The sequence below is a fragment of the Alicyclobacillus macrosporangiidus CPP55 genome (assembly GCF_000702485.1).
In the GTDB taxonomy this organism is placed as follows: domain Bacteria; phylum Bacillota; class Bacilli; order Alicyclobacillales; family Alicyclobacillaceae; genus Alicyclobacillus_H; species Alicyclobacillus_H macrosporangiidus_B.
In genome coordinates, this window is sequence record NZ_JNIL01000001.1 from 2,545,314 (window position 1) to 2,565,319 (window position 20,006).

Sequence of the window (20,006 nt, forward strand, 5' to 3'; positions counted from 1 at the left end):
AGGGTTCTCCGGAGGCGGCGTCCACCGGCCGGATGCTTGTCCGCCTCAGGGATGCGGCAGGGGGTTTGGCACCCGCCACACCTGGACGCCGTCCGCCTCGGCGACCGGGGGACCGAGGAGCGCGGTGAGCGCCCTCTCCGCGGCGGCGGGCAAGTGTTGGCCATCCTCAACCGGATAATACACTAAGCGCTCGGCGCCGAGTACCGGGAGGGCACGGGCAGCGTTTGCCCGGATGTCGGACTCCGGTAAATTCGGCTTGAGAACGGATTTCATCTGGGCCAACGCCGTACCGCGCGGCGGCGGATTGCCTGTATAGCCGTACGGGTTGACCATGGGCACGCGATACCCGCCGTCTGCCAACGCCTGCATGACGTCGGGCGTGTCGGTCGACAGGATGTAGGTCGGGCGGCCGGCCACGGCGTCCAGCACCGGACCGGGCCGGGTGAGCGCCCGGGCGGCGGAGGGGGTAGGCGAATGGAGGTACGGGGTCACGGGCCACCAGGCCGCGCCGACGACGAGCAGGGAGGCTCCCGCCAGGGCCTGCGTCACGGCTGGTCGTGAGGACCGTCGCAACTGTTCCTCCAATGCGCAGATCCCCAGTCCGATGGCGATTCCGTCGCCATACAGCATCAAGCGCGAGGGCAGGGCGCTGTCGATGAAGGGAACGTGTTCCAGCAGCATCCACGGCAGAGGCAGATGGGTCACCCGGCCGGCGATGTGAAGATTGGGCCCCATGGACAGCAGGGCGATGGCCGCGAACGTGTACGCCGCCGCGCGGGCTTCGGCGATTCGCCACAGCCGGGCGGCGGAGAACACCAGCCACAGCAGTCCGGGGATGCCCAGATACCCGTTGTTTTCCCAAAAGTTCCCCGTGTATTGAAGGGACAGATTCGTGGTCCACGCGTTATGCAGCGCGTACACCGGCGTGGGCAGCACGAAATTCAGCAGATCGTTCACATAGGCCTCGGAGGGCAACAGCTTGCCCTGGGGACGGGCGGGGCCATGGAGCAGCGTAAAGATCCCGGGGGCAGCGAGGAGGAGTGCGGTCAGGATCGAGGCCACGACCGTGCGAAGCGGGATGCGGAATGTCTGCCGCACGCGGGATCGCAACGTGATGATCAGAAACAGCGCGCCGATAGCGAGCGTGAGCGCAAAGGTCGCCGCGATCTCGATGGAGGTGTAGAACTGGAGTGCGGCCAGCCCGCCGATGAGAATGCCATACGCCGTGGGACGGCGGGGCGGGTGGCGCAGGGCGCGCAGGAGGACGAGCGCCAGGGCCAACGGGACGCTCGTCGCCCACAGATGCAAGTGGTAAAGGCTCTGTGCGGTAAAATACGGCATGCCGCCGAAGAGCAGCCCCCCGGCGGCGGCCAGCCACCACCGCACGCCGAGGTGGCGCAGCAGCGCGTCGCCGAGGAAGCACGCAGCCATCCAGTTGATCAGCCACAGCAGATTGTAGATGGCCGCACCGGGAAGCCACGTCATGAGCCAGCCGAAGAGCGCAGACTCGGCAAGGATGGACGTATTCCACATCAAATTCTGGCCCACGGGCGCATTGAGCAGCTGGGTGTAAAAGGGGTTCTGGCCCGTCAGAAGGGCGTGCCAAACCCAGCCCAGGTACCACATGAACTGTTGGGGATCGCCCGGCCAACCGATGTACCAGTCGCCGAAGTGGCGCAGCACGGGTCCCGTCAGCAGTACGGCGGCCGCGGCGTAGACGGACGTTCTGAGAAGGCATGCGGCCCAATTCGGCGCATGACGGGCGATGACGGCGGACATACATGACCTCCCGTGCGGCGAAATCCTCCGATACGGCGATTCGGACACCCGGTTGCTAAACATTGTGCAAGAGTGGAGAGCGAAGTCTGTGATACATTATAGGACATAGGTAGCGGTCCACGTCACGAAGAGGGAGTGAGCCTTTTGAAACGAGTTTGGTGGATGGCGGCGCTGCTCATCCTCGCGACGGGATGCGGCCCGAAGGCGACTGCCCCGGCGGCGACCACCACCCCGTTCAACGCGGTGGCGGAAGCCAACGCGGCGGGCGCAGATGGGGCGGCGGGCAATGCGGCAGGGAACGCCACAGACGCCGCGCCGACCGATGCCGACATGAAAAAGACCGCGCACGACCTGGTCGAGATGTACATCCAGTCTCATAATGACAAGACCTTGACGGACTTCAAGGCCGACCTGAACCGCTTTTTCGCGCCTGGCCTGTCGTCCGTGGTGGGCCAGATGGCGACGAAAGGCGTGGATTTCGCGCATCCGGTTGAGCGCTACACCATCGACGTTCAGCAGGTCCAGCCCGTTGACAACAAGAACTTTACGGCTGTGGTCAAGGCGGACGTCCAGTATAAGGGCGAGCCGGTGGAACACCACCAGTATCACGTGACCTTCGTAGAGTACAACATGCAGTGGTACATCCGGTTGATCGGCGGTTGATCTGGGACGGGCACCCAAAACGCTTTGGAGGGTGCCCGTTTTCCGTGCTCCGAGGCGCAACCGTCCCTCCTCGGCCATACAGTATGGTGAGGCTCCGCAAGGAGTGTTTTCGGCAAGGGAGGGAATCGCGTGCGCAAACAGTCGTTGAAGAAGAGTACCGCAAAACGCCAGGTCCGCGCTTCCAAGCCGGCGGCCACGGAGCAGTCGCCGTCCGGAGCCAATGTGATGCCGGCCGCTGCGCCGAATGGCGGGCGCTCCGCGCTCAACACCTTGAAGCAGAACCTCTCGGGCAAACGAAAGGCCATCTTTGAGATCCTCGACGAGGTCAAGAAAGTCAAGCCGGAGCAGTGGCAGGACCCCAACCAGGTGGAGCAGTTGGCGAAGGGATTCGCCCAAAAACTGGGAATCCCAGTCCCGGAGCAGCGGATTAAACAGTTCGTCGCCGCGTACAAGGACGCCACCAAAAACGGGCCCAACGCCAACGTCGACGAGTTGGTCAAGAAGTACGGCCAACACGTCGACGACGAGACCTTGAAGGAGATCAAGAAGTTCGTCCCAAAGACCAAGTGACCTGGAAGGGAACAGCCTCCATGCGGAACGCGTGGAGGCTGTCTTTTCAATTGTGCTGCTGCATCCCCGGTGCGCCCATTGGCCCGGGGGCTGTGGTGGCGCTCGGCGCGGGAGCGGGTGCTGCAGAGGGCGTGGCGTCCTGATTCCCTCCACCGGCGGATTTCAGGATCTGGCTGCCCAGGGGCGAGTTCATCAGGGCAATCAGGATGTTGGTGTAATCGTCCGTCGTCAGGTTCCTGCCCTTGTATTTGATCAACTTGTCGAGCACACCCGTCTCGCGCAGCGAATGGGTCGTGGAGTGCAGCGTGTCGAGCAGTTGATCCGCTTGCTGAAGGTAGCCGAGCCAGTTCTTGACCATCGTTCTCAGATTGGTGACGGACTTGAGCGTCTGCTGGATGCCCTGCGGCGACAACAGGTTGGCCAAGTTTCGCCGGGCTGGGGTCCTCCCGGCGATTTCGGGTGTACTGGGCGCCCGGTTGCTGGGCCGCGCCTTGCGGGCCGGGGAAGCGGATTTGGAACGAGAGGCCGCTTTGGCCGGCCTGCGGGCACCGGTGCGGCCTGCCCGTTGCCACTGCACTCGTGCCAGCTGGATGTCTCGCAGCAACGCCTCACGCTGGCGCGGGTAGCCGGGTGCGCTCTTGTCCAGGTGTTGCAGCCGGTGGCGCAGCCGGCGCAGGCGCTTAGCGTACACCTGACGTCGCGCAGATGGGTTCGTCCCCATGCGTGGTCACACCTCCCTTACGGTGTGCGTACCTAAGGCATCATATGGGGGCGCAGGGCAGCGTGTGCAGAGGAGGAGCGTGTGCGGCGAACGCAGAAAAGGGGCCCCGAAGAACCGGGGCCCCTTGCTATCGGCGTTACGGCGCTGTGTGCGCTGTGGACCACGTTTCCGAGCAGATCACAGCAGCCGCTGCACAAAGCGGTGCATGCGCTCGATGGCCGTCTCAATGTTCTCGTACGCCGTGGCGTAGGAGAGGCGGATGTTGTTCGGCGCGCCAAAAGCCTCGCCGGGGACGGTCGCGACCAGTTCCTGTTCGAGCAGCAGCTCGCACAGGCGCGTGGCGGTGCCGATCACCTGCCCATCCCAGCGGGCGGTGAGCAGCTTGGACACGTTCGGGAAGACGTAGAACGCGCCGTCGGGAATGAGGCATTCCACGCCGGGCAGCTCGCGCAGTCCCTGCACCAGGCGGTCGCGGCGGCGTTCGAACTCGGCCACCATCTGCGGTTCAAAGGACCGCAGCGCGGCCACGCCCGCGGCCTGGGAGATGGTCGACGGACTGCCGGTGCTGTGGCTCTGCAGGCTGTCGACGGCCTTGGCGATGTCCAGCGGCGCCGCGATGTAACCGAGGCGCCAACCGGTCATGGCAAAGGCCTTGGAGAACCCGTTGACGACGATGGTGCGGGGCATCAGATCGGGCACGAGGGCCGCCAGGCTGACATGTTTCACCCCGTAGACCAGCCGCTCGTAGATTTCGTCGGCGACGATGTAGATGTCGTGGCGGAGCAGCACTTCGCCGAGCGCCTGCAGCTCCGCTTCCGAGTAGACCGCTCCAGTCGGGTTGCTCGGGGAGTTGAGCAGGAAGGCACGCGTGCGCGGGGTGATGGCCCGCTCAAGCTGATCCGGCGTGATCTTGAATCCGGTCGACTCGTCGCAGGGCACAATCACCGGTGTGGCGCCGGAGAGCCGGATCTGCTCCGGGTAGGAGACCCAGTAGGGCGCCGGCAGGATGACTTCGTCTCCCGGATCGCAAATGGTGAGAAACACGTTGAACAGGGAGTGCTTGGCGCCATTCGAGACGACGATCTGCTCGGGCTTGTACAGCAGCCCGTTCTCTTCCATCAACTTCGCCGCGATGGCTCGCCGGAGGTCGAGCGTCCCGGCAGACGGGGTGTACCGGGTGTTGCCGTCGGTGATGGCGCGAATGCCCGCGAACGCCGCAGGGACCGGGGTGTCGAAATCCGGCTCGCCCACACTCATGTTGACGACCGGACGCCCCTCGCGGATCAGGGCCTTGGTCTTGGCGTCCACGCTCATCGTCGCCGACGGCGCGATGGCCCGCACGCGGCTGGACAGTCGCTGTTCCATGTGCCACGCTCCTTATCCATTGTTGTGGCCATTGTATCACAACCGCCCAATCCCGGGCACGGCTCATCTGCTATTCGGCCACCACCGCCGCCACCACTGCGACCAGGTTGCGCCAGGCCTGTCAGGGGCCGGGGTGTGCAGCGGGCAGAACGCCGACGGCTCCGTCCCCGGGACGAAGTAATCCGTCTCCGTGGTGCTGCACGCGCTGGTGGCGAGCTTGGCTGTCACCGGATCGATGGTGCGCCGGACGAGGCCCGCCGGCGCCGAGAACCAGGGGCCGGGCAGCCGCTGCTGGGCGGTGCCCATGAATTTGGCCCAAATGGGAGCGGCCAGGTGGGACTCGGCGAGGCCGAGCGGCCGGTTGTCGTCGTAGCCCACCCAGACCGCGCACACCAGGCGCGGCGTGTATCCGATCATCCAAGCGTCGGTGTTGGTCGTCCCTGTCTTGGCCGCCGCCGTCCCGTGCAGGTAGTGGTGGACGCTGTAGCCGGTCCCGCCTGGCTCGAGGACGCTGCGCATCAGGTCGGTCATCTGGAACGCCACCGCTTCCGGCACCGCCCGCCGGCGGCTGGGCGCCGTGGTGAAGTCGCGCCCCTGGCGGCCGTCGTGCACCGCTTCCACCGTGTAGGGTGTGACTTCGAATCCGCCGTTGGCGAGGGCCGCGTAGGCCGCTGCCATCTCCAACGGGCTGGCCGGGAACACGCCGAGGGCGAGCGACGGGTAGGGCTGCATCGGCGTGGAGATCCCCATCTTCCGCGCCGTCTCGATGACGGTCTCCGGCCCCAACTCCAGGTTGGCGGTGACCGCGTACACGTTGTCCGACCTCGCCAAGGCCTCGCGCAAGGTGAGCGGACGGTGTGCGTAGATGTCCCCGTAGTCGCGCACCGTGTAGGTCTTGTCCTGGTCGTACAGAAAGGTGGTCATTTCGCTCGCGACCTGCCGGTCGGGCGTCCAGCCGTGCTCCAGGGCGGCCGTGTACAGCACCGCCTTGAAGGTCGATCCCGGTTGGCGCTCCGCAAAGGCGCGGTTGTAAGGGCTTTGCGCGAAGTCGCGGCCGCCCACCATCGCGCGGATGGCGCCCGTCTGCGGATCGAGGGCGACGAGCGCCGCCTGGATGCCGCTGTCTCGCGGCAGCGTGCTGGCGATGGCCCGCTCGGCGGCCTGCTGCAGCACGGGATCGAGCGTCGTCGTCACCTGGATGCCGCCCTGATCCAGATCCTCGGGGGATAGGTGGAACCGTCGCTCCACCTCGCGCACGGCCGCCGCCGTGAAGTACGGGGCGGCGAGCGGACGGCGTTGGACCGGCGCGATCGACAGGTGCTCCAGCGCGGCCGCGTCGGCCTCCTCCCGGGTGAGGAAGCCCGCCTGCACCATGCGGTCGAGCACCTCGCGCTGGCGCCGTTTGGCGGCCTCCGGATGTGTGATGGGGGAGTATAGACCCGGTCCCTTCGGAAGCCCGGCGAGCAGGGCGCATTCGGCCACGGACAGGTCTTGCACGGGCTTGTTGAAATACACCTCGCTCGCCGCCGCGACGCCATAGGCCCCTTCTCCGTAGTAGACGGTGTTCAGGTATTGTTCCAGGATGGCGGATTTGCTCTCGTGCAGCTCCAGTTGCAGGGCGTACAGGGCCTCCCGCAGCTTGCGCCCGAGGGTCCGGTCCTGGGTGAGGAACAGGTTTTTCGCCAACTGCTGGGTGATGGTCGACCCGCCTTGGACGATGCCCCCGTGGCGGAGATCGACCCACGTGGCGCGCAGCAGGGATCTCGGATTGAACGCGTGGTGCTGGTAGAACTTCTGGTCCTCGACGGCGATGGTCGCTTCCTGCAGGGCGGCGGGGATGTCCTGCAGCGGGACGTGGCCGGCGCGGGCACCCTTGGTGGTCCACTCGGCGAGGCGCGACCCGTCCGCCGCGTCGATGTGTGTGGGGTGCACGAAGCTCTGGTCCGGCAGCGGAGCCGTACGAAGGATCAGCAGAAGCGCGGTCATGCCTGCGAAGCCGCTGACCAGCGGGATCGCCAGGTACTTGGTCCACCACGGGGTCCTTTGCCACCAGTGCGCTGCGCCCCCGCCCGCTTGCGCGCGTCCGGCGGGCGTCTGCTCGAAGGTCATCCGATTCCCTCCCGGCAGGGTATGGCTGGGTAACTGCCCAAGGTTTTCCGGTAGTATGCCCAGAGAATCCATGGAAATGCAGGTGGCCGGATGGGGGATGCTCTCTCGTTTACCCATGCGAGTGGTTTGGTATAATACAGCGTGTTTGTGCAGACCCGGAGGTGATTCAATTGGTGCCAGCGGAGCTTTGGTTCACGGAGCGGCAGAACGACAACTTGACCATCGGCTTGCGGATCCGCAAGATCCTTCATTCGGAACAGACCGAATACCAGACGCTGGACGTGGTCGAGACGGTGCAGTACGGCAACATGCTCGTGCTCGACGGGTGCGTGATGACGACCGACAAGGACGAGTTCGTGTATCACGAGATGATCGCCCACGTACCGATGCACACCCACCCGAACCCGAAGAAGGTCCTCGTCGTCGGCGGTGGAGACGGCGGGGCCATCCGCGAGGTCGTCAAACACCCGACCGTCGAAAAGGCGGTGTTGGCGGAGATCGATGGGCGGGTGATCGAGAACGCGAAGCGGTACTTCCCGCAGATCGCGCAGGGGTTCTCCGATCCGCGGGTCGAGGTCCAGGTGACGGACGGCATCCGCCACGTGCAGGAGCACCCCGGGGAGTACGACGTGATCCTCGTGGATTCGACCGATCCGGTGGGTCCCGCGGCGGGCCTCTTCGCGCGCGACTTCTACCAGGCCGTGTACAACGCGCTCAAGGAGGACGGGCTGTTCGTGGCCCAGACGGAGTCCCCCTTCGTCAACCAGGACCTCGTCCGCGGTGTGTTCCAGGATGTGAAGAGAGTGTTCCCCATCGCGGAGTTGTACCTGGCCTACGTGCCGACGTATCCGACGGGCATGTGGAGCTTCACGATGGGCAGCAAGCGGTACCATCCCCTGCGGGATCGCCAGCCTGCCCGTACCTCGGATACCCGGTACTACACGGAAGCGGTGCATCAGGCGGCGTTCACGTTGCCCCGCTTCGTCGAGGAGCTCTTGCGCGGATGAGGCGGTCCGGCGTATTGCGCGGGGCGGCCGACGGTGCCGGCGGGGCTGCAGGAGGCGCCGGAGGCGGCACGACTTCGGCAGCTGGGGGATGGATCTCCGCGATCGATCGCGCGTACAGCGGCGACCTCTTCATCGGGGCGACGGCCGACTTCGCCAGCGCCCAGGCGGTGATCTACGGCATGCCGATGGATTGGACGGTGTCCTTCCGCGCCGGCACCCGGCTCGGCCCGGCCCGCATCCGCGAGGTGTCCATCGGCCTCGAGGAGTACAGCCCATACCTCGACCGGGACCTGCGCGATATCCGCTACCACGACGCCGGGGATGTGCCGTTGCCCTTCGGCAACCCGCAGAAGAGCGTGGAGGCCCTGTATACCTTTGTGCGGCAGCTGTTCGCGGCGGACAAGTTCCCGCTGGGCCTGGGCGGAGAGCATCTGGCCTCGTGGGGGCCGATGCGTGCGGCGTGGGAGAAGTATCCCGACCTGCGCGTTGTCCACATCGACGCCCACACGGACCTGCGCGAGCACTACGAAGGGGAGCCGTATTCCCACGCCACCGTGATCCGCAAGGTGTGCGACGCCATCAGCCCGGACCGGGTGTACCAGTTCGGCATCCGTTCGGGGACCCGGGAGGAGTTCGCCTGGGCGCGCGAGCACACGCACTTCTTCCCGTTCGACGTCGCGGAACCGCTGGAAGGGGTGCTGCCCGAGCTGGAGGGCCACCCGGTGTACGTCACCTGGGACATCGACGTGTTCGATCCCGCCTACGCCCCGGGCACGGGTACGGCGGAGCACGGGGGCATCACGCCGCGCGAAGGGTTCCGGGCGATGCAGCTGCTGAGCCGTCTGAACGTGGTCGGCTTCGACATCGTCGAGGTGGCGCCGGTCATCGACCCGAGCGAACTGTCGCAGATCCTGGCCGCGAAGCTGGTGCGTGAAGCGTTGCTTGCGTTCGTGCGGTGAGGGGCGGCCGTCCGGCCGCCCTTTTTGCGGAGGAGGGGGGACATGTACTGGTTGGCCGCGGACGACTTCCGCAAGCCGGTGACGGTGGCCTGGGTCCGCCGGGTGTCCTCGGTGGAATCCGGGGCGTCCCCGGAGGGCGTGGCAACCGCGGAGGTGCAGGTGGAGCGCTGCGCGGCGGCGGAAGGGGTCTGGGTGCAGCGGGCCGGCACCCACTTTCTCACCTACGCCGATCCAGCCGACCGGCCGGGGGACGGAAGGCGTCCGGATCAGACCACGCTGCGCCTCAAACCGGATCAGGTGGTGCTGTCGCGCTTCGGCGAGATCGCGTGGAATCACACCTTCGCCCCCGGGCGGGCGACGGCCTCCTCCATCCACGCGGGTTCGGGGCACATTCCCTTACAAGTGCACACCGAGCGCCTCCAGGTGAGGGTCGGGGAACAGGGGGGCGCTGTGCGCTGCCGCTACCGCCTCACCCTGGGCGGGTGCACGCAATCGGTGCGCCTGTTGATCACCTGGCGCGCGTGAATGCGGGCATACCGCTGGCAGAATGCGGCGCGCGTGTGCCGGGTGCGGGTGAACCCGCCAGAAAATTGTGTCCATCTCCTTTTCCGGTGTAAGATCCGGGTGTGAACGCCATGGGCCGGCGTCGCCGGCGGCGAGGAGGAACGTTCATGCCCGCGGGTCCGCTGACGCACGAGTGGCTGTTGCACATCCTCGAGACCATCGACGAGGGGATCCACGCGGTCGATCGCACCGGGATCACCATCCTCTACAACCGGGCGGCGGGAAGGTTGGACGGCTTGGCGCCGGAGGACGTGCTGGGCAAGCACGTCCTGGAGGCGTTTCCGTCGCTCGCGAACGACACCAGCACGCTGCTGCAGGTGCTCGAGACGGGCCGGGCCATCCACAACCGCGCCCAGACCTACACCAACTACCTGGGATTCAAGGTGCACACCGTCAACACCACCCTGCCCATCGTCTCCGGCGGAGAGGTGGTGGGGGCTCTCGAGATCGCCAAGGATCTGACGCAGGTCAAGCGGCTGTCGGAACAGGTGATGGATCTTCAGGCCCAGGTGGCCAGCGGCCACAGACGGAGCGTACGCAGGGAGCCCGTGGCGGAGATCGGGACGCGTGCGCCGGGTGGCACCGGGCGCGCAGGGGCCATCTCGGACCGTCCCGGCGGCGCCGTCTACCAATTCTCCCATATCATCAGCCAGGATCCGCGCGTGGCGGACATCAAGCGGCGGGCGCAGCGCGCGGCCGCCACCACGTCGCCGGTGTTGGTGTACGGGGAGACGGGGACTGGCAAGGAGCTTTTGGTGCAGGCCATCCACAACGCGGGACCCAGGCGGGGGAGCCCGTTTCTCGCGCTCAACTGCGCAGCGCTGCCGGCGCCTCTCTTGGAGGGCATCCTGTTCGGAACGGTGCGCGGCAGCTTCACCGGAGCGGAGGATCGGCCGGGGTTGTTTGAGCTGGCCGACGGCGGGACGCTGTTTTTGGACGAGATCCAGTCGATGCCGCTGGACCTGCAGGCGAAGCTGCTGCGCGCCCTCCAGGAGGGCGAATTCATGCGCGTGGGCGACACCCGTGTGCGGCACGTTCAGGTGCGCGTGATCGCGGCCATGAACCGGTGGCCGGAGCAGGAGGTGGCGGAAGGGCGGCTGCGGGAGGACCTGTACTACCGGATCAATGTGGTGCGCTTGGACCTGCCGCCCCTGCGCGATCGGCGGGGCGATCTGCCGCTTTTGGTGGCGCACTTCGTCGACAAGTGGAACGGGCGCTTCGGGACCCAGGTGACGGGCGTGACGGCCGAGGTGTCGCGGCGTTTTGCGGAGTATCCCTGGCCGGGGAACGTGCGGGAACTGGAGAACGCCATCGAGTCGGCGATGAACCTGGTCACGAGCGGCGAGATCCCCATGGATGCGCTGCCTGCCCACCTGCGCGAGTGGCGCGGAGGCCAGCGGTTGGCGGGGTCGGTTGGGTCGGTTGGGGCGCTGGGTGCGCAAGATCGCGCGGTCGGGGATGCGGATGCCGTGAATGTGGGTGTGCCCGAGGCAGGCGCAGCCGAACGGGCCGCGCCGGAGATCGGCTTGTCCCCGGTGGCCGGAACGGAAGAAGCCGGGGGACCTAATGCGGGGACTCGGGCCGTCCCGAGGGCGCCTGGGGACGCTGGGCAGGGGGAACGCGCAGACATGAGCTGGGTGTCGTCGCTGCGGGAGGCGGGCATGGACGGACTGTGGGCGCGGCTGGACGGGGCGCAGGCGGCGCTCGCCTGGCCGGTCATTCAGGCGGCGTTTGAACGCATCGTCTTGCAGCGAGCCCTCGCGAGGAGCGGGGGAAACGTCAAGCTGGCGGCGCAGCGGCTCGGGATCCCGCGCCAGACGCTGCAGTACCGGCTGCGCCAGCTGGGGTTGGCGGGGAGTCAGCGGTCTTAGTCTCCGGACCTCGCACTGGAAGCACGGCCGCAGGGGTGAAGCAGTGCGAACGGTTCGGCGAAGCATGTGGCCCCCCACGGGCGGTGGTTTGAGAGGAGGAGGGCTCTCCCTCCTCCTCGATCGTCAGTCCGCGAAGCGATTCTCAGTGTGCTTTTCGTCCGGTGGATTACGAGGTTTTCATCGCTGTAGCCGCCATGCCCGGTGCACGCCCCGGACGGTTCGTGCGGTTGAGGAAGAGGTTGAGCACCACCGCGGTCACCGATCCGGTGACGATCCCGCTTTGCATCACCATCTTCAGCGTCGCTGGAAAGTACTGGAACATCTGCGGAACGACTGCGGACCCGAGGCCGATCCCGATGCTGCACGCCACCACGAGCATATTCTCGTTCTTGCGCAGATCGACGGTCGCGAGCGTGCTCAATCCGGATGCCACCACCATGCCGAACATGGCAATCATTGCACCGCCGAGCACCGGGGTGGGGATGGTGGTCGCAAGCGCTGCCAGCTTCGGCAGCAGCCCGAGCACGACGAGGATGACCCCAGCGGCCGCCACCACACTGCGATTCTTCACACCCGTCAGCGATACGAGGCCCACGTTTTGCGAAAAGGTCGTGTACGGGAACGTGTTGAAGAGGCCACCCAGGACAATAGCGAGTCCTTCGGCTCGCAACCCGCCCACGATGTCTTCGCGCGTCAGTTCCCTGTCTGTCACGCGGCTGAGCGCAAAGTATACACCGGTTGATTCGACCATGCTGACGGCGCAGACGATGAACATTGTGATGATGGCCGCCGCATTCCATTCCGGCCGGCCGAAATAGAACGGGTGGACGATGTTCACCCAGGAAGCCTGCGCCACTGTGGACAGATTGACCAGCCCGAGCAGGTAGCCGGCGAGGGTGCCCAGGGCGAGTCCGATCAGCACCGCGATCGACCGAAGGAAACCGGTGAAGAAGCGCTGCATCACCAGGATGACGACCAAAGTTCCGGCCGCCAGGGCGAGATTTTCCGGGCTGCCGAAGGTCGGACTGCCCTGTCCGCCGGCTGCGTTGTTCATGGCCACCGGAATGAGCGACAGACCGATGATGGTCACGACCGACCCGGTCACGACGGTTGGGAACAGACGCAGGATCTTGCCAAACACAGGGGCCAAAAGGAAAACGAGAGCGCCGGCGACGAGGATGGATCCGAATACGGTTGCGAGATTGGCCGTGCTGCCGATGGAGATCACTGGCCCGACCGCGGTGAACGTACAGCCGAGCACGACGGGCAGGCGAACTCCGATGAATTTGGTGCCAAGAACCTGAATCAGCGTTGCCAAGCCACAGGTGAACATGTCAGCTGCCAAGAGATAGGCCATTTGGCTTCCGTTCAATTTCAACGCCCCACCGATGATGAGTGGCACAATCATCGCGCCGGCGTACATCGCCAACACGTGCTGGAATCCCAGCGTGACAATTCGTGTCTTGTTGAGCACAGGGGCTCCTCCTGCTCGATTAGGATTCAGAGAATTCAATTCTTCCATTTGCGAGAGACGCGATGCGCGCCAGCGCGTACACCGGGACGTCCAATTCCGCCAACCGGTCTCGGCCGGCCTGGAAGCTCTTTTCAATCACCACACCCACGCCCGCCAGCGTGGCCCCGGACTGACGGACGATGTCCACCAGGCCCACCAGCGCCGAGCCCTCGGCGAGGATGTCGTCGATGATCAGAACGGTGTCTTCCACGGTGAGGTACGGCCGCGAGACGGTTACCTGGTAGGTCTCCTGGCGGGTGTAAGACCAGACCTCGCTGCGATACACGCTGTCCGCCTGCGTTAACGCCTTGCGTTTCTTCGCGTACACCATCGGGACGCCCGCCGCGAGCGCGGTGGCGTACGCGAGGTGAATGCCGCTCGCCTCGATGGTCAACACCTTCGTGAACGAGCGGTCCCGGAAGTGGTCCGCGAAGTGCGTGCCGATGGCGGCGATGAGATGCGGATCGACCTGGTGATTGAGAAACGAATCGACTTTGACGACCGAGTTCGGCAACACTCTCCCTTCGCGCAGGATGCGCTCTTTGACTTGCTCCATGCCTTCGGTTCCTCCTTATGGACCGAAAATGAAAAAACCCGGGCGGACAGGTCTTGACGCGTGTTGAACGCAAGTGAAACCTGTCCACCTGGGCTTTTGTCCCTGTGGTGTACGCCTGTGGGGCGTTCGCGCCGCTTGGACCAGCCAGGCCGGGAGCCTGCGGAACCCTAGGCGCGCTTTCACTCGTAGTCAGACGATTTCCGGTCGCCTGGTAGAGACTTGCGGGCCATATTCCCGCAATTATACGAGCTCATGTTGGCGTGTTCGATTTACGTCAACAGTAACAGATGCACTGCGGGGGCTGCAAGGGCAAAATTATGGGCGAACTCTTATTGACCGAAGTCACTTCACAATTCGCAAGACAGACGGGATTCGGTGTCCGGGCCGAAAATTGAGCACAGCGGTGTGCCGAGATGTGGGCACACTGTTTTCTTATTGTGCCGAAAATTCGGCAGCACGCCGGGGCGTGACAGCACCGTACGGCGGTCCATTCGCGTCCGCCGCCCCGAATTGCCAGTTGGCACACCAATTGCTGTTGGTTTCCATGCAGAGATGAGAACCGGGTGGCGGACCCGAACGCGACTCGACCCGGCGGGGCCGAGGATGGTCCCGATGGGAGGGGACGAGGGGGCGGCGGGATTGCAACCTCGATGGATGGAGGTGAGCGAGGTGCGCGGGCGATCGTACGGGGTGCACCGGGTGCTGGAGCCGAAGGGGGTGTTGCCGCAGCCGGCGTGGCGGGTGGACAACACGCCCGTCTGCCAGGAGGACGAGGTCCTCATCGACGTCGAGACGCTCAACGTCGACGCCGCGTCCTTCGCCCAGATGCGGGCCGAGGCGGGCGGGGACGCGGCGGGCGTCGCGGCCGTCGTGGAACGTATCGTGCGGGAGCGGGGGAAACTCCACAACCCGGTGACCGGATCGGGCGGAATGCTCATTGGCCGGGTGGCCCAGGTGGGCGAGGCGCTGGCCAAGTCTGGGCGGGGGCCCCGGGTGGGCGAGCGGATCGCCACGCTCGTGTCGCTGTCGCTCACGCCGCTGTGGCTGGCGCGGGTGCACCGGGTCGATCTGCGGACGGGCCAGGTGGACGTGACGGGCAAGGCGGTGCTGTTTGAAAGTGGTCTCTACGCCCGGATGCCGGAGGACGTGCCGGAGCGCGTGGCGCTCGCGCTGTTCGATGTGTGCGGCGCGCCGGCCCAGACGGCGCGCCTGGTGCGGCCGGGGGACACGGTGGTGGTGCTCGGCGCCGGCGGCAAGTCGGGGGCGCTGGTGCTGCGCCAGGCCCGCCTGTCGGCGGGCTCCGGCCGGGTCATCGCGGTGGAGCCGGACGAAGGGGCGTGCCAGCGGCTGCGGGCGTGGGGCTGGGCGGACGCGGTACTGCCGCTGGACGCGCGCGATCCGCTGGCGGTCATGGAGGGCGTGCAGGCCGTGCTGGCGGCAGGGTCCCCCCGCAGGTCCACGGGAACGGAGTCCGGCGCAGACGTGGTGATCAACTGCGTCAGCGTTCCCGGCACCGAACTGGCGTCTATCCTGTGCGCCCGCGAAGGCGGGACGGTCTACTTCTTTGGCATGGCGACGAGCTTCACGGCGGCGGCCCTCGGGGCGGAGGGCGTGGGCAAGGATGTGCGGATGGAGATCGGCAACGGGTACTGCCGCGGGCACGCTGAGCACGCGCTGCGCCTGCTGCGCGAGACCCCCGAACTGATGGCGTGGTTTCGCGATCGGTACGGCAGCGCTTGAGGACGGGGTCAATGGAAATCGAGGAGGAATCATCCATGAGCGTGGCGGAATCTCAACTGATCCATCGGTACGGGAAGAAGCAGCGGCATTTCCGCGAGATCGAACTGTGGAAAGACGTGACCGACGAGCAGTGGAACGACTGGAAGTGGCAGTTGACGCATACGGTCAACAAGCTGGAGGACCTGAAGAAGGTCATCCACCTGACGCCGGAGGAGGAGGCGGGGGTGGCGCGGGTCCGCGAGTCCATTCCGCTGCGCATCACGCCCTACTACGCCATGCTGATGGACCCGGATGACCCGCGCTGCCCCATCCGCATGCAGGCGGTGCCCCTCTCCAACGAGATGCAGCGATCCCCATGGGACATGGAGGACCCGCTCGACGAAGACGGCGACGCGCCGGTGCCGGGTCTGACGCACCGCTACCCGGACCGGGTGCTGTTTCTCATCACGAACCAGTGCTCCATGTACTGCCGCCACTGCACGCGCCGGCGCTTCTCCGGCCAGGTCGGCCACGCCGTGCCGAAGCCGCAGCTGGACGCCTGCATCGACTACATCCGGCGCACACCCCAGGTGCGCGACGTGCTCTTGTCGGGCGGCGACGGGCTGCTCGTCAACGACCGCATTCTCGAGTACATCATCAGCAACCTGCGCGCGATCCCGCACGTCGAGATCATCCGCATCGGGACGCGCGCGCCCGTGGTATTTCCGCAGCGGATCACCGACAACCTGTGCCAGATCCTGCGCAAGTACCACCCGATCTGGCTCAACACCCACTTCAACCACCCGGATGAGATCACGCCGGAGGCGGCGGCAGCCTGCGAGAAGCTCGCCGATGCCGGCGTGCCGGTGGGCAACCAGACCGTGTTGCTCCGCGGAGTCAACGACTGCCCGCACATCATGAAGAAGTTGATGCACGAGCTGGTCAAGATCCGCGTCCGCCCGTACTACCTGTACCAGTGCGACCTGTCGGAGGGCATTGAGCACTTCCGCACCAGCGTCGCGAAGGGCATCGAGATCATGGAGCAACTGCGCGGGCACACCTCCGGCTACGCCATCCCGACCTTCGTCGTCGATTGCCCGGGCGGGGGCGGCAAGATCCCGGTCGGGCCGCAGTATCTCATCTCACAGGGACACGGCAAGGTGGTGCTGCGCAACTTCGAGGGCGTCATCTCCACTTACCACGAGCCCATCTATGAGGACCAGGGCTGCCCGCCCAGCTGCACCCACGACAAGTCGCAGGACGCGGAGAATCTGATTGGCGTGGCACGTCTGTTGAACGATGTCCAGCTGTCGCTCGAGCCGAAGGGCCTGAAGCGGACGGAGCGAAAGCGGCGGTAAGGCGGGGGCGGTTCGCCAAACCGGATCGTCTGACACACCGGTCAGGGGCTGTAAGCGTGGTTTTCGGATAATACAATCGTCGCTCCATCGTAGCGTCGCGTAAGGCGGCGTAAGCGTGGTTTTGGAATACTGCCAGCGTTCATGCGAGCGTTGCTCGCGTGTTGCCCTCCAGGGGAAGGGGGATGTCCGTGGATCTGGTCGGACGCGCGCTCATGAGGGGCTGGAGGCGCATCGCGTTCATCGGCGCCAGCAAACACGCCGGCAAGACGACCGCCTTGAACTTCGTCATCCGCCAGGCTCAGACTGTCGGCCAGTCTGTGGCCGCACGTGGCCGATCCTCGGCCATGCCGCAGCAACGCGCCGCGGTGGCCAGGGCAGCGCTCACGGAAGCAGGCACGGGAGCGGACACGCCAGCGGCCACGACACTCACCGTCGGCCTGTGCAGCATTGGCCTCGACGGCGAGCGGCTGGACACCGTCCTCGGCGTGCCGAAACCGGACATCGTCGCGCCGGCCGGGGCCCTGGTCGCGTCCGCTGAAGAGGCCCTCGCCCAGTCGGACGCGCTGCTGGAGTGGCTGGAGGTGCTGCCCATTGGATCGCCGCTGGGGGACGTGGCCATCGTGCGCGTGCTGGAGCCCGGGCGGGTGATGTTGGCCGGCGTCCGCCAGCGGGCGCACGTGCGCCTCGCGCTCGATCGGCTGACCGCTCACGGGGCGGAGCTGTGCCTGGTGGACGGGGCGTTCGATCGCGCTGCCGCCGCCATCCCAGGCCTCGTGGACGCAGCCGTGCTGGCGGTGAGTCCCGTGCTTGGCCGGACGCCTGCGCTTGTGGCAGAGGCGGTGGCGCCGATCGTGGCCAGGTTCGCGCTGCCCGCCCTGGCGGGGGAAGCCGCGGGGGCCCAGGCGGCGGAGGGCGGAGCCGTGCAGACCGGCGGGCTCGCGGCGGTGGGCACGCCGGGGCCGGGGCATCAGGCATGGGAGGCGGCCGCGCGGACCGCGCTCGCCGGCGCGCGTGCGCAGGGCGAGATCGGTGTGTGGTGCCCGACCGGGGAGACCCACACGTATCCCGCCCAGGCGGCGATGCACCGGCCGCTTTCCGCGCTGCCCGGCTGGCCCACCGAGGCGCGTGTGGTGTACGTGCCGGGAGCCGTCACCGACCGGCTGCTCGAGGGGCTGCGGGGACACCCCGCGCCGCTCTACCTCGTGGCGGATCACCCGGCGCACCTGTTCGCGACCACCCGCGCTGTGGCGGCCTGGTACGCCGCCGGGCACGCGCTGTGCGTGTGGACCCGGCTGCCGCTGCTGGCCATCGCCGCCAATCCGCATCACATCCTCGGCTGGGACCTGCCGCGGGCTGCGCTCATCGAGGCGCTGCAGGCCGTGGCGGGGGATGTGCCCGTGATCGACGCGTGTACGGAGGAGGCGTGACGATGCAGTCGATCCCGTTTCTCGACGACATTACCGCGTCCTCCATCGGCTGGCCTGCGGTGTGGGCGGCGTGGGCGCCGGTCACCCCGTACGGGCTGCGGGCGAAAGCGGCCCACAGGCCGTTTCTGCCCGGCGAGGAGGAGGCGTGGCAGGCCGCCTTGGCCCAGCTTGCGGCCGACCTCACGGCCGTCGCGGACGGGCCGCTGCGGCGGGCGCGGGAGGGGTTGCGATCGCTGCCGGACGTGGCGGACGACCTCGCCATTCTGGCGCAGGGCCGGCCTCTGTCCGCCCGCGCCGCGCTCGCGCTCAAGACCTTCCTGCGCATCGGCGGAGAGCTCGCTCGCGACACGGGTCTGCAGCTCCTGCGGTGGACGGACGCGGCTGTCTGGGATCGACTGCTCCAGCACTTCGGAGACGCGGGCCCATCCTTTTCGGTCGATTCCGTCGCCGACGACACGTACCGCCTCCTCCGCAGTCGCTTGGCGGAGGCGTCGGTCTGCCTCGCGCGCGAGCGGCAGAGGGAAGCCGAGCGCTGGCGGCAGGAGGCAGGGGTGCGGCCCGATGCGAACGGTCTCCTCCACATCCCGCTGCCGGCGGGACGGGCGGTGGCGGAGCGGTTGAAGGCTGAGCCTGGGGTGCGGTGGTGCCAGGACACGCCGTTCGAGTCGGTGTTCGAGTGCCTGCCCGGGCCGGATGCCACCCGTTGGATGGCCGAAGTGGCGTCGTGCCGGGCGGCGCTGGCGGAGGCGGAGGAGAAGTGCATGGCACGGCTGGCCGTAGGGCTGCGGGCGGAGGGGCCCGTGTGGCGGAGGCTGGTGGACGACGTGGCGTCGCTCGATCTGCGCCTCGCGCGCGTGGCGTTGGCCCGCCGCTGGGGCGGATGCGCGCCGGAGGCGGCCGTCGACGATGGCCTCTCGGACGCGGGGCCCACGGGCATTCGGGGATTCGATCACCCGTCCATCCAACTGCGCCAGGGCGTGCACCCGGGATTGGCCGAGCGGCTGGCCGCACGCGGGGGCGGGTGACCCCCGTCGACGTGGACGTGGCCGCGGGGGTCAACGTGATCGCCGGGATGAACATGGGCGGCAAGACGGCGGCGGTGCAGCTGGTCGCGCTGTGCCAGGCGCTCGCACAGTACGCGCTGCCGGTGCCGGCGGCAGGGTTTCGCACGCGCCTCTTCGCGTGCGTCCGCTGGGGGCCGGAGCCGGAGCGGCCGGACATCGACGGGCTGAGCGCGTTCGGGCGCGAGGTGGCGCGGCTGACCCGGATCTGGCAGGACATGTGGGCGGTGGCCCCGCACCCTGCACTCGTCCTGCTCGACGAGCCGGGGCGGACCACCAACCCGCGCGAGGGGGAGGCGATGGCCGTCGCGTGGGCAGAGGCGCTGCGGGAAGCCGGGCAGGCGCGCGTGACGGCGGTGATCGCGAGCCACTTCAGCCGGGTGGCCGCGCTGCCGGGGGTGGCGCATCACCGGGTGCGCGGGGTGCGGCTGGATCGGCTGCGGCCGCCGGCGGGAGATCCGCAAGGGGGCGATTTTCCGGCGAGGGATCCGCAGGGTGGCGATCCGCGGGCTGACGGTCCGCGGGGCGGCGATTCGAAGGCGGGGCTGCGCGCCCTGGCGGAGGCCATCGATTACCGGATCGAGCGGGTCGAGGGCGGAGGCGTGCCGGAGGAAGGGATTGCGGTGGCCGCTTGGCTGGGATTGCCGGACGAGGTGTTGCGGCGGGCGCTCGCGGTGTTGGCGGGGGAACGGGCGACGCCGGAAGGACCGGTGGACGCGCCAACGTCAGAGCGCGTGGGGCAGTACTGAAGGGCGAGGAGGGAC

General features: G+C 67.2%; 17 protein-coding genes and 1 riboswitch. Of the genes, 11 read left to right on the top strand and 6 right to left on the bottom strand.

Annotation, left to right across the window (positions count from 1 at the left end; translation table 11 throughout):
• Nucleotides 1–45: 45 nt before the first annotated feature.
• The gene (locus tag N687_RS0112775; RefSeq protein WP_029422214.1) at nt 46–1,779 is read right to left on the bottom strand and encodes a hypothetical protein; all 1,734 of its coding nucleotides are present in this window, start codon (nt 1,777–1,779) and stop codon (nt 46–48) included.
• Between the two features lie 144 nt (nt 1,780–1,923).
• Between N687_RS0112775 and N687_RS0112780 the strand changes: the two genes are divergently transcribed.
• Nucleotides 1,924–2,442 (top strand): hypothetical protein, encoded by a 519-nt coding sequence (locus N687_RS0112780; protein WP_156040140.1) that lies wholly within the window; start codon nt 1,924–1,926, stop codon nt 2,440–2,442.
• A 129-nt stretch (nt 2,443–2,571) separates the two neighbouring features.
• The gene (locus N687_RS0112785) at nt 2,572–3,012 is read left to right on the top strand and encodes a hypothetical protein (RefSeq protein WP_081841368.1); all 441 of its coding nucleotides are present in this window, start codon (nt 2,572–2,574) and stop codon (nt 3,010–3,012) included.
• 46 nt (nt 3,013–3,058) lie between these two features.
• On the opposite strand, the gene N687_RS22275 is transcribed toward N687_RS0112785, so the two are convergent.
• The 3 genes from N687_RS22275 to N687_RS0112800 all read right to left on the bottom strand — a co-directional run bounded on the left by N687_RS22275 (nt 3,059) and on the right by N687_RS0112800 (nt 7,207).
• A complete protein-coding gene (locus tag N687_RS22275; protein WP_051663218.1) occupies nt 3,059–3,733 on the bottom strand; it encodes a hypothetical protein in 675 nt (224 codons plus the stop codon).
• Between the two features lie 177 nt (nt 3,734–3,910).
• Nucleotides 3,911–5,098 (bottom strand): pyridoxal phosphate-dependent aminotransferase, encoded by a 1,188-nt coding sequence (locus N687_RS0112795; protein ID WP_029422218.1) that lies wholly within the window; start codon nt 5,096–5,098, stop codon nt 3,911–3,913.
• Nucleotides 5,099–5,161: 63 nt separating this feature from the next.
• The gene (locus tag N687_RS0112800) at nt 5,162–7,207 is read right to left on the bottom strand and encodes a transglycosylase domain-containing protein (protein WP_081841369.1); all 2,046 of its coding nucleotides are present in this window, start codon (nt 7,205–7,207) and stop codon (nt 5,162–5,164) included.
• 173 nt (nt 7,208–7,380) lie between these two features.
• Between N687_RS0112800 and speE the strand changes: the two genes are divergently transcribed.
• The 4 genes from speE (at nt 7,381) to N687_RS21145 (ending at nt 11,608) form a co-directional block, all read left to right on the top strand.
• On the top strand, nt 7,381–8,214 hold the full coding sequence (gene speE, locus N687_RS0112805) for a polyamine aminopropyltransferase (RefSeq protein ID WP_029422220.1): 834 nt from the start codon (nt 7,381–7,383) through the stop codon (nt 8,212–8,214).
• The gene (gene speB, locus N687_RS0112810) at nt 8,211–9,173 is read left to right on the top strand and encodes an agmatinase (RefSeq protein WP_081841371.1); all 963 of its coding nucleotides are present in this window, start codon (nt 8,211–8,213) and stop codon (nt 9,171–9,173) included. The genes speE and speB overlap by 4 nt, the downstream gene beginning before the upstream one ends.
• A 42-nt stretch (nt 9,174–9,215) precedes the next feature.
• A complete protein-coding gene (locus tag N687_RS0112815) occupies nt 9,216–9,698 on the top strand; it encodes a DUF1934 domain-containing protein (RefSeq protein ID WP_029422222.1) in 483 nt (160 codons plus the stop codon).
• A gap of 146 nt (nt 9,699–9,844) precedes the next feature.
• Nucleotides 9,845–11,608: a sigma-54 interaction domain-containing protein gene (locus N687_RS21145; RefSeq protein WP_035462257.1), complete on the top strand. Its 1,764-nt coding sequence runs from the start codon at nt 9,845–9,847 to the stop codon at nt 11,606–11,608.
• A 166-nt stretch (nt 11,609–11,774) separates the two neighbouring features.
• On the opposite strand, the gene N687_RS0112825 is transcribed toward N687_RS21145, so the two are convergent.
• Together N687_RS0112825 and N687_RS0112830 are read right to left on the bottom strand one after the other, a co-directional pair.
• A complete protein-coding gene (locus N687_RS0112825; protein ID WP_029422224.1) occupies nt 11,775–13,082 on the bottom strand; it encodes a nucleobase:cation symporter-2 family protein in 1,308 nt (435 codons plus the stop codon).
• A 19-nt stretch (nt 13,083–13,101) separates the two neighbouring features.
• Nucleotides 13,102–13,677, bottom strand: a complete 576-nt coding sequence (locus tag N687_RS0112830; protein WP_029422225.1) for a xanthine phosphoribosyltransferase — start codon at nt 13,675–13,677, stop codon at nt 13,102–13,104.
• Nucleotides 13,678–13,843: 166 nt separating this feature from the next.
• A riboswitch (purine riboswitch) is annotated at nt 13,844–13,945 on the bottom strand.
• 344 nt (nt 13,946–14,289) lie between these two features.
• On the opposite strand from N687_RS0112830, the gene N687_RS0112835 reads away from it, so the two are divergent.
• The 5 genes from N687_RS0112835 (at nt 14,290) to N687_RS25155 (ending at nt 19,991) form a co-directional block, all read left to right on the top strand.
• The gene (locus N687_RS0112835; protein ID WP_231493472.1) at nt 14,290–15,417 is read left to right on the top strand and encodes an L-erythro-3,5-diaminohexanoate dehydrogenase; all 1,128 of its coding nucleotides are present in this window, start codon (nt 14,290–14,292) and stop codon (nt 15,415–15,417) included.
• A 35-nt stretch (nt 15,418–15,452) separates the two neighbouring features.
• Nucleotides 15,453–16,754 carry a lysine 2,3-aminomutase gene (ablA, locus tag N687_RS0112840; RefSeq protein WP_051663219.1) on the top strand — a complete coding sequence of 434 codons (1,302 nt, stop codon included), beginning with the start codon at nt 15,453–15,455 and terminating at the stop codon, nt 16,752–16,754.
• 188 nt (nt 16,755–16,942) lie between these two features.
• Nucleotides 16,943–18,181, top strand: coding sequence for a hypothetical protein (locus tag N687_RS0112845; RefSeq protein ID WP_156040141.1), 1,239 nt, complete (start codon nt 16,943–16,945; stop codon nt 18,179–18,181).
• A 2-nt stretch (nt 18,182–18,183) separates the two neighbouring features.
• Entirely contained in the window at nt 18,184–19,206 is a 1,023-nt protein-coding gene (locus N687_RS24455; protein ID WP_051663220.1) for a hypothetical protein, read from the top strand.
• The gene (locus tag N687_RS25155) at nt 19,203–19,991 is read left to right on the top strand and encodes a MutS-related protein (RefSeq protein WP_051663221.1); all 789 of its coding nucleotides are present in this window, start codon (nt 19,203–19,205) and stop codon (nt 19,989–19,991) included. The genes N687_RS24455 and N687_RS25155 overlap by 4 nt, the downstream gene beginning before the upstream one ends.
• Nucleotides 19,992–20,006: the final 15 nt, after the last annotated feature.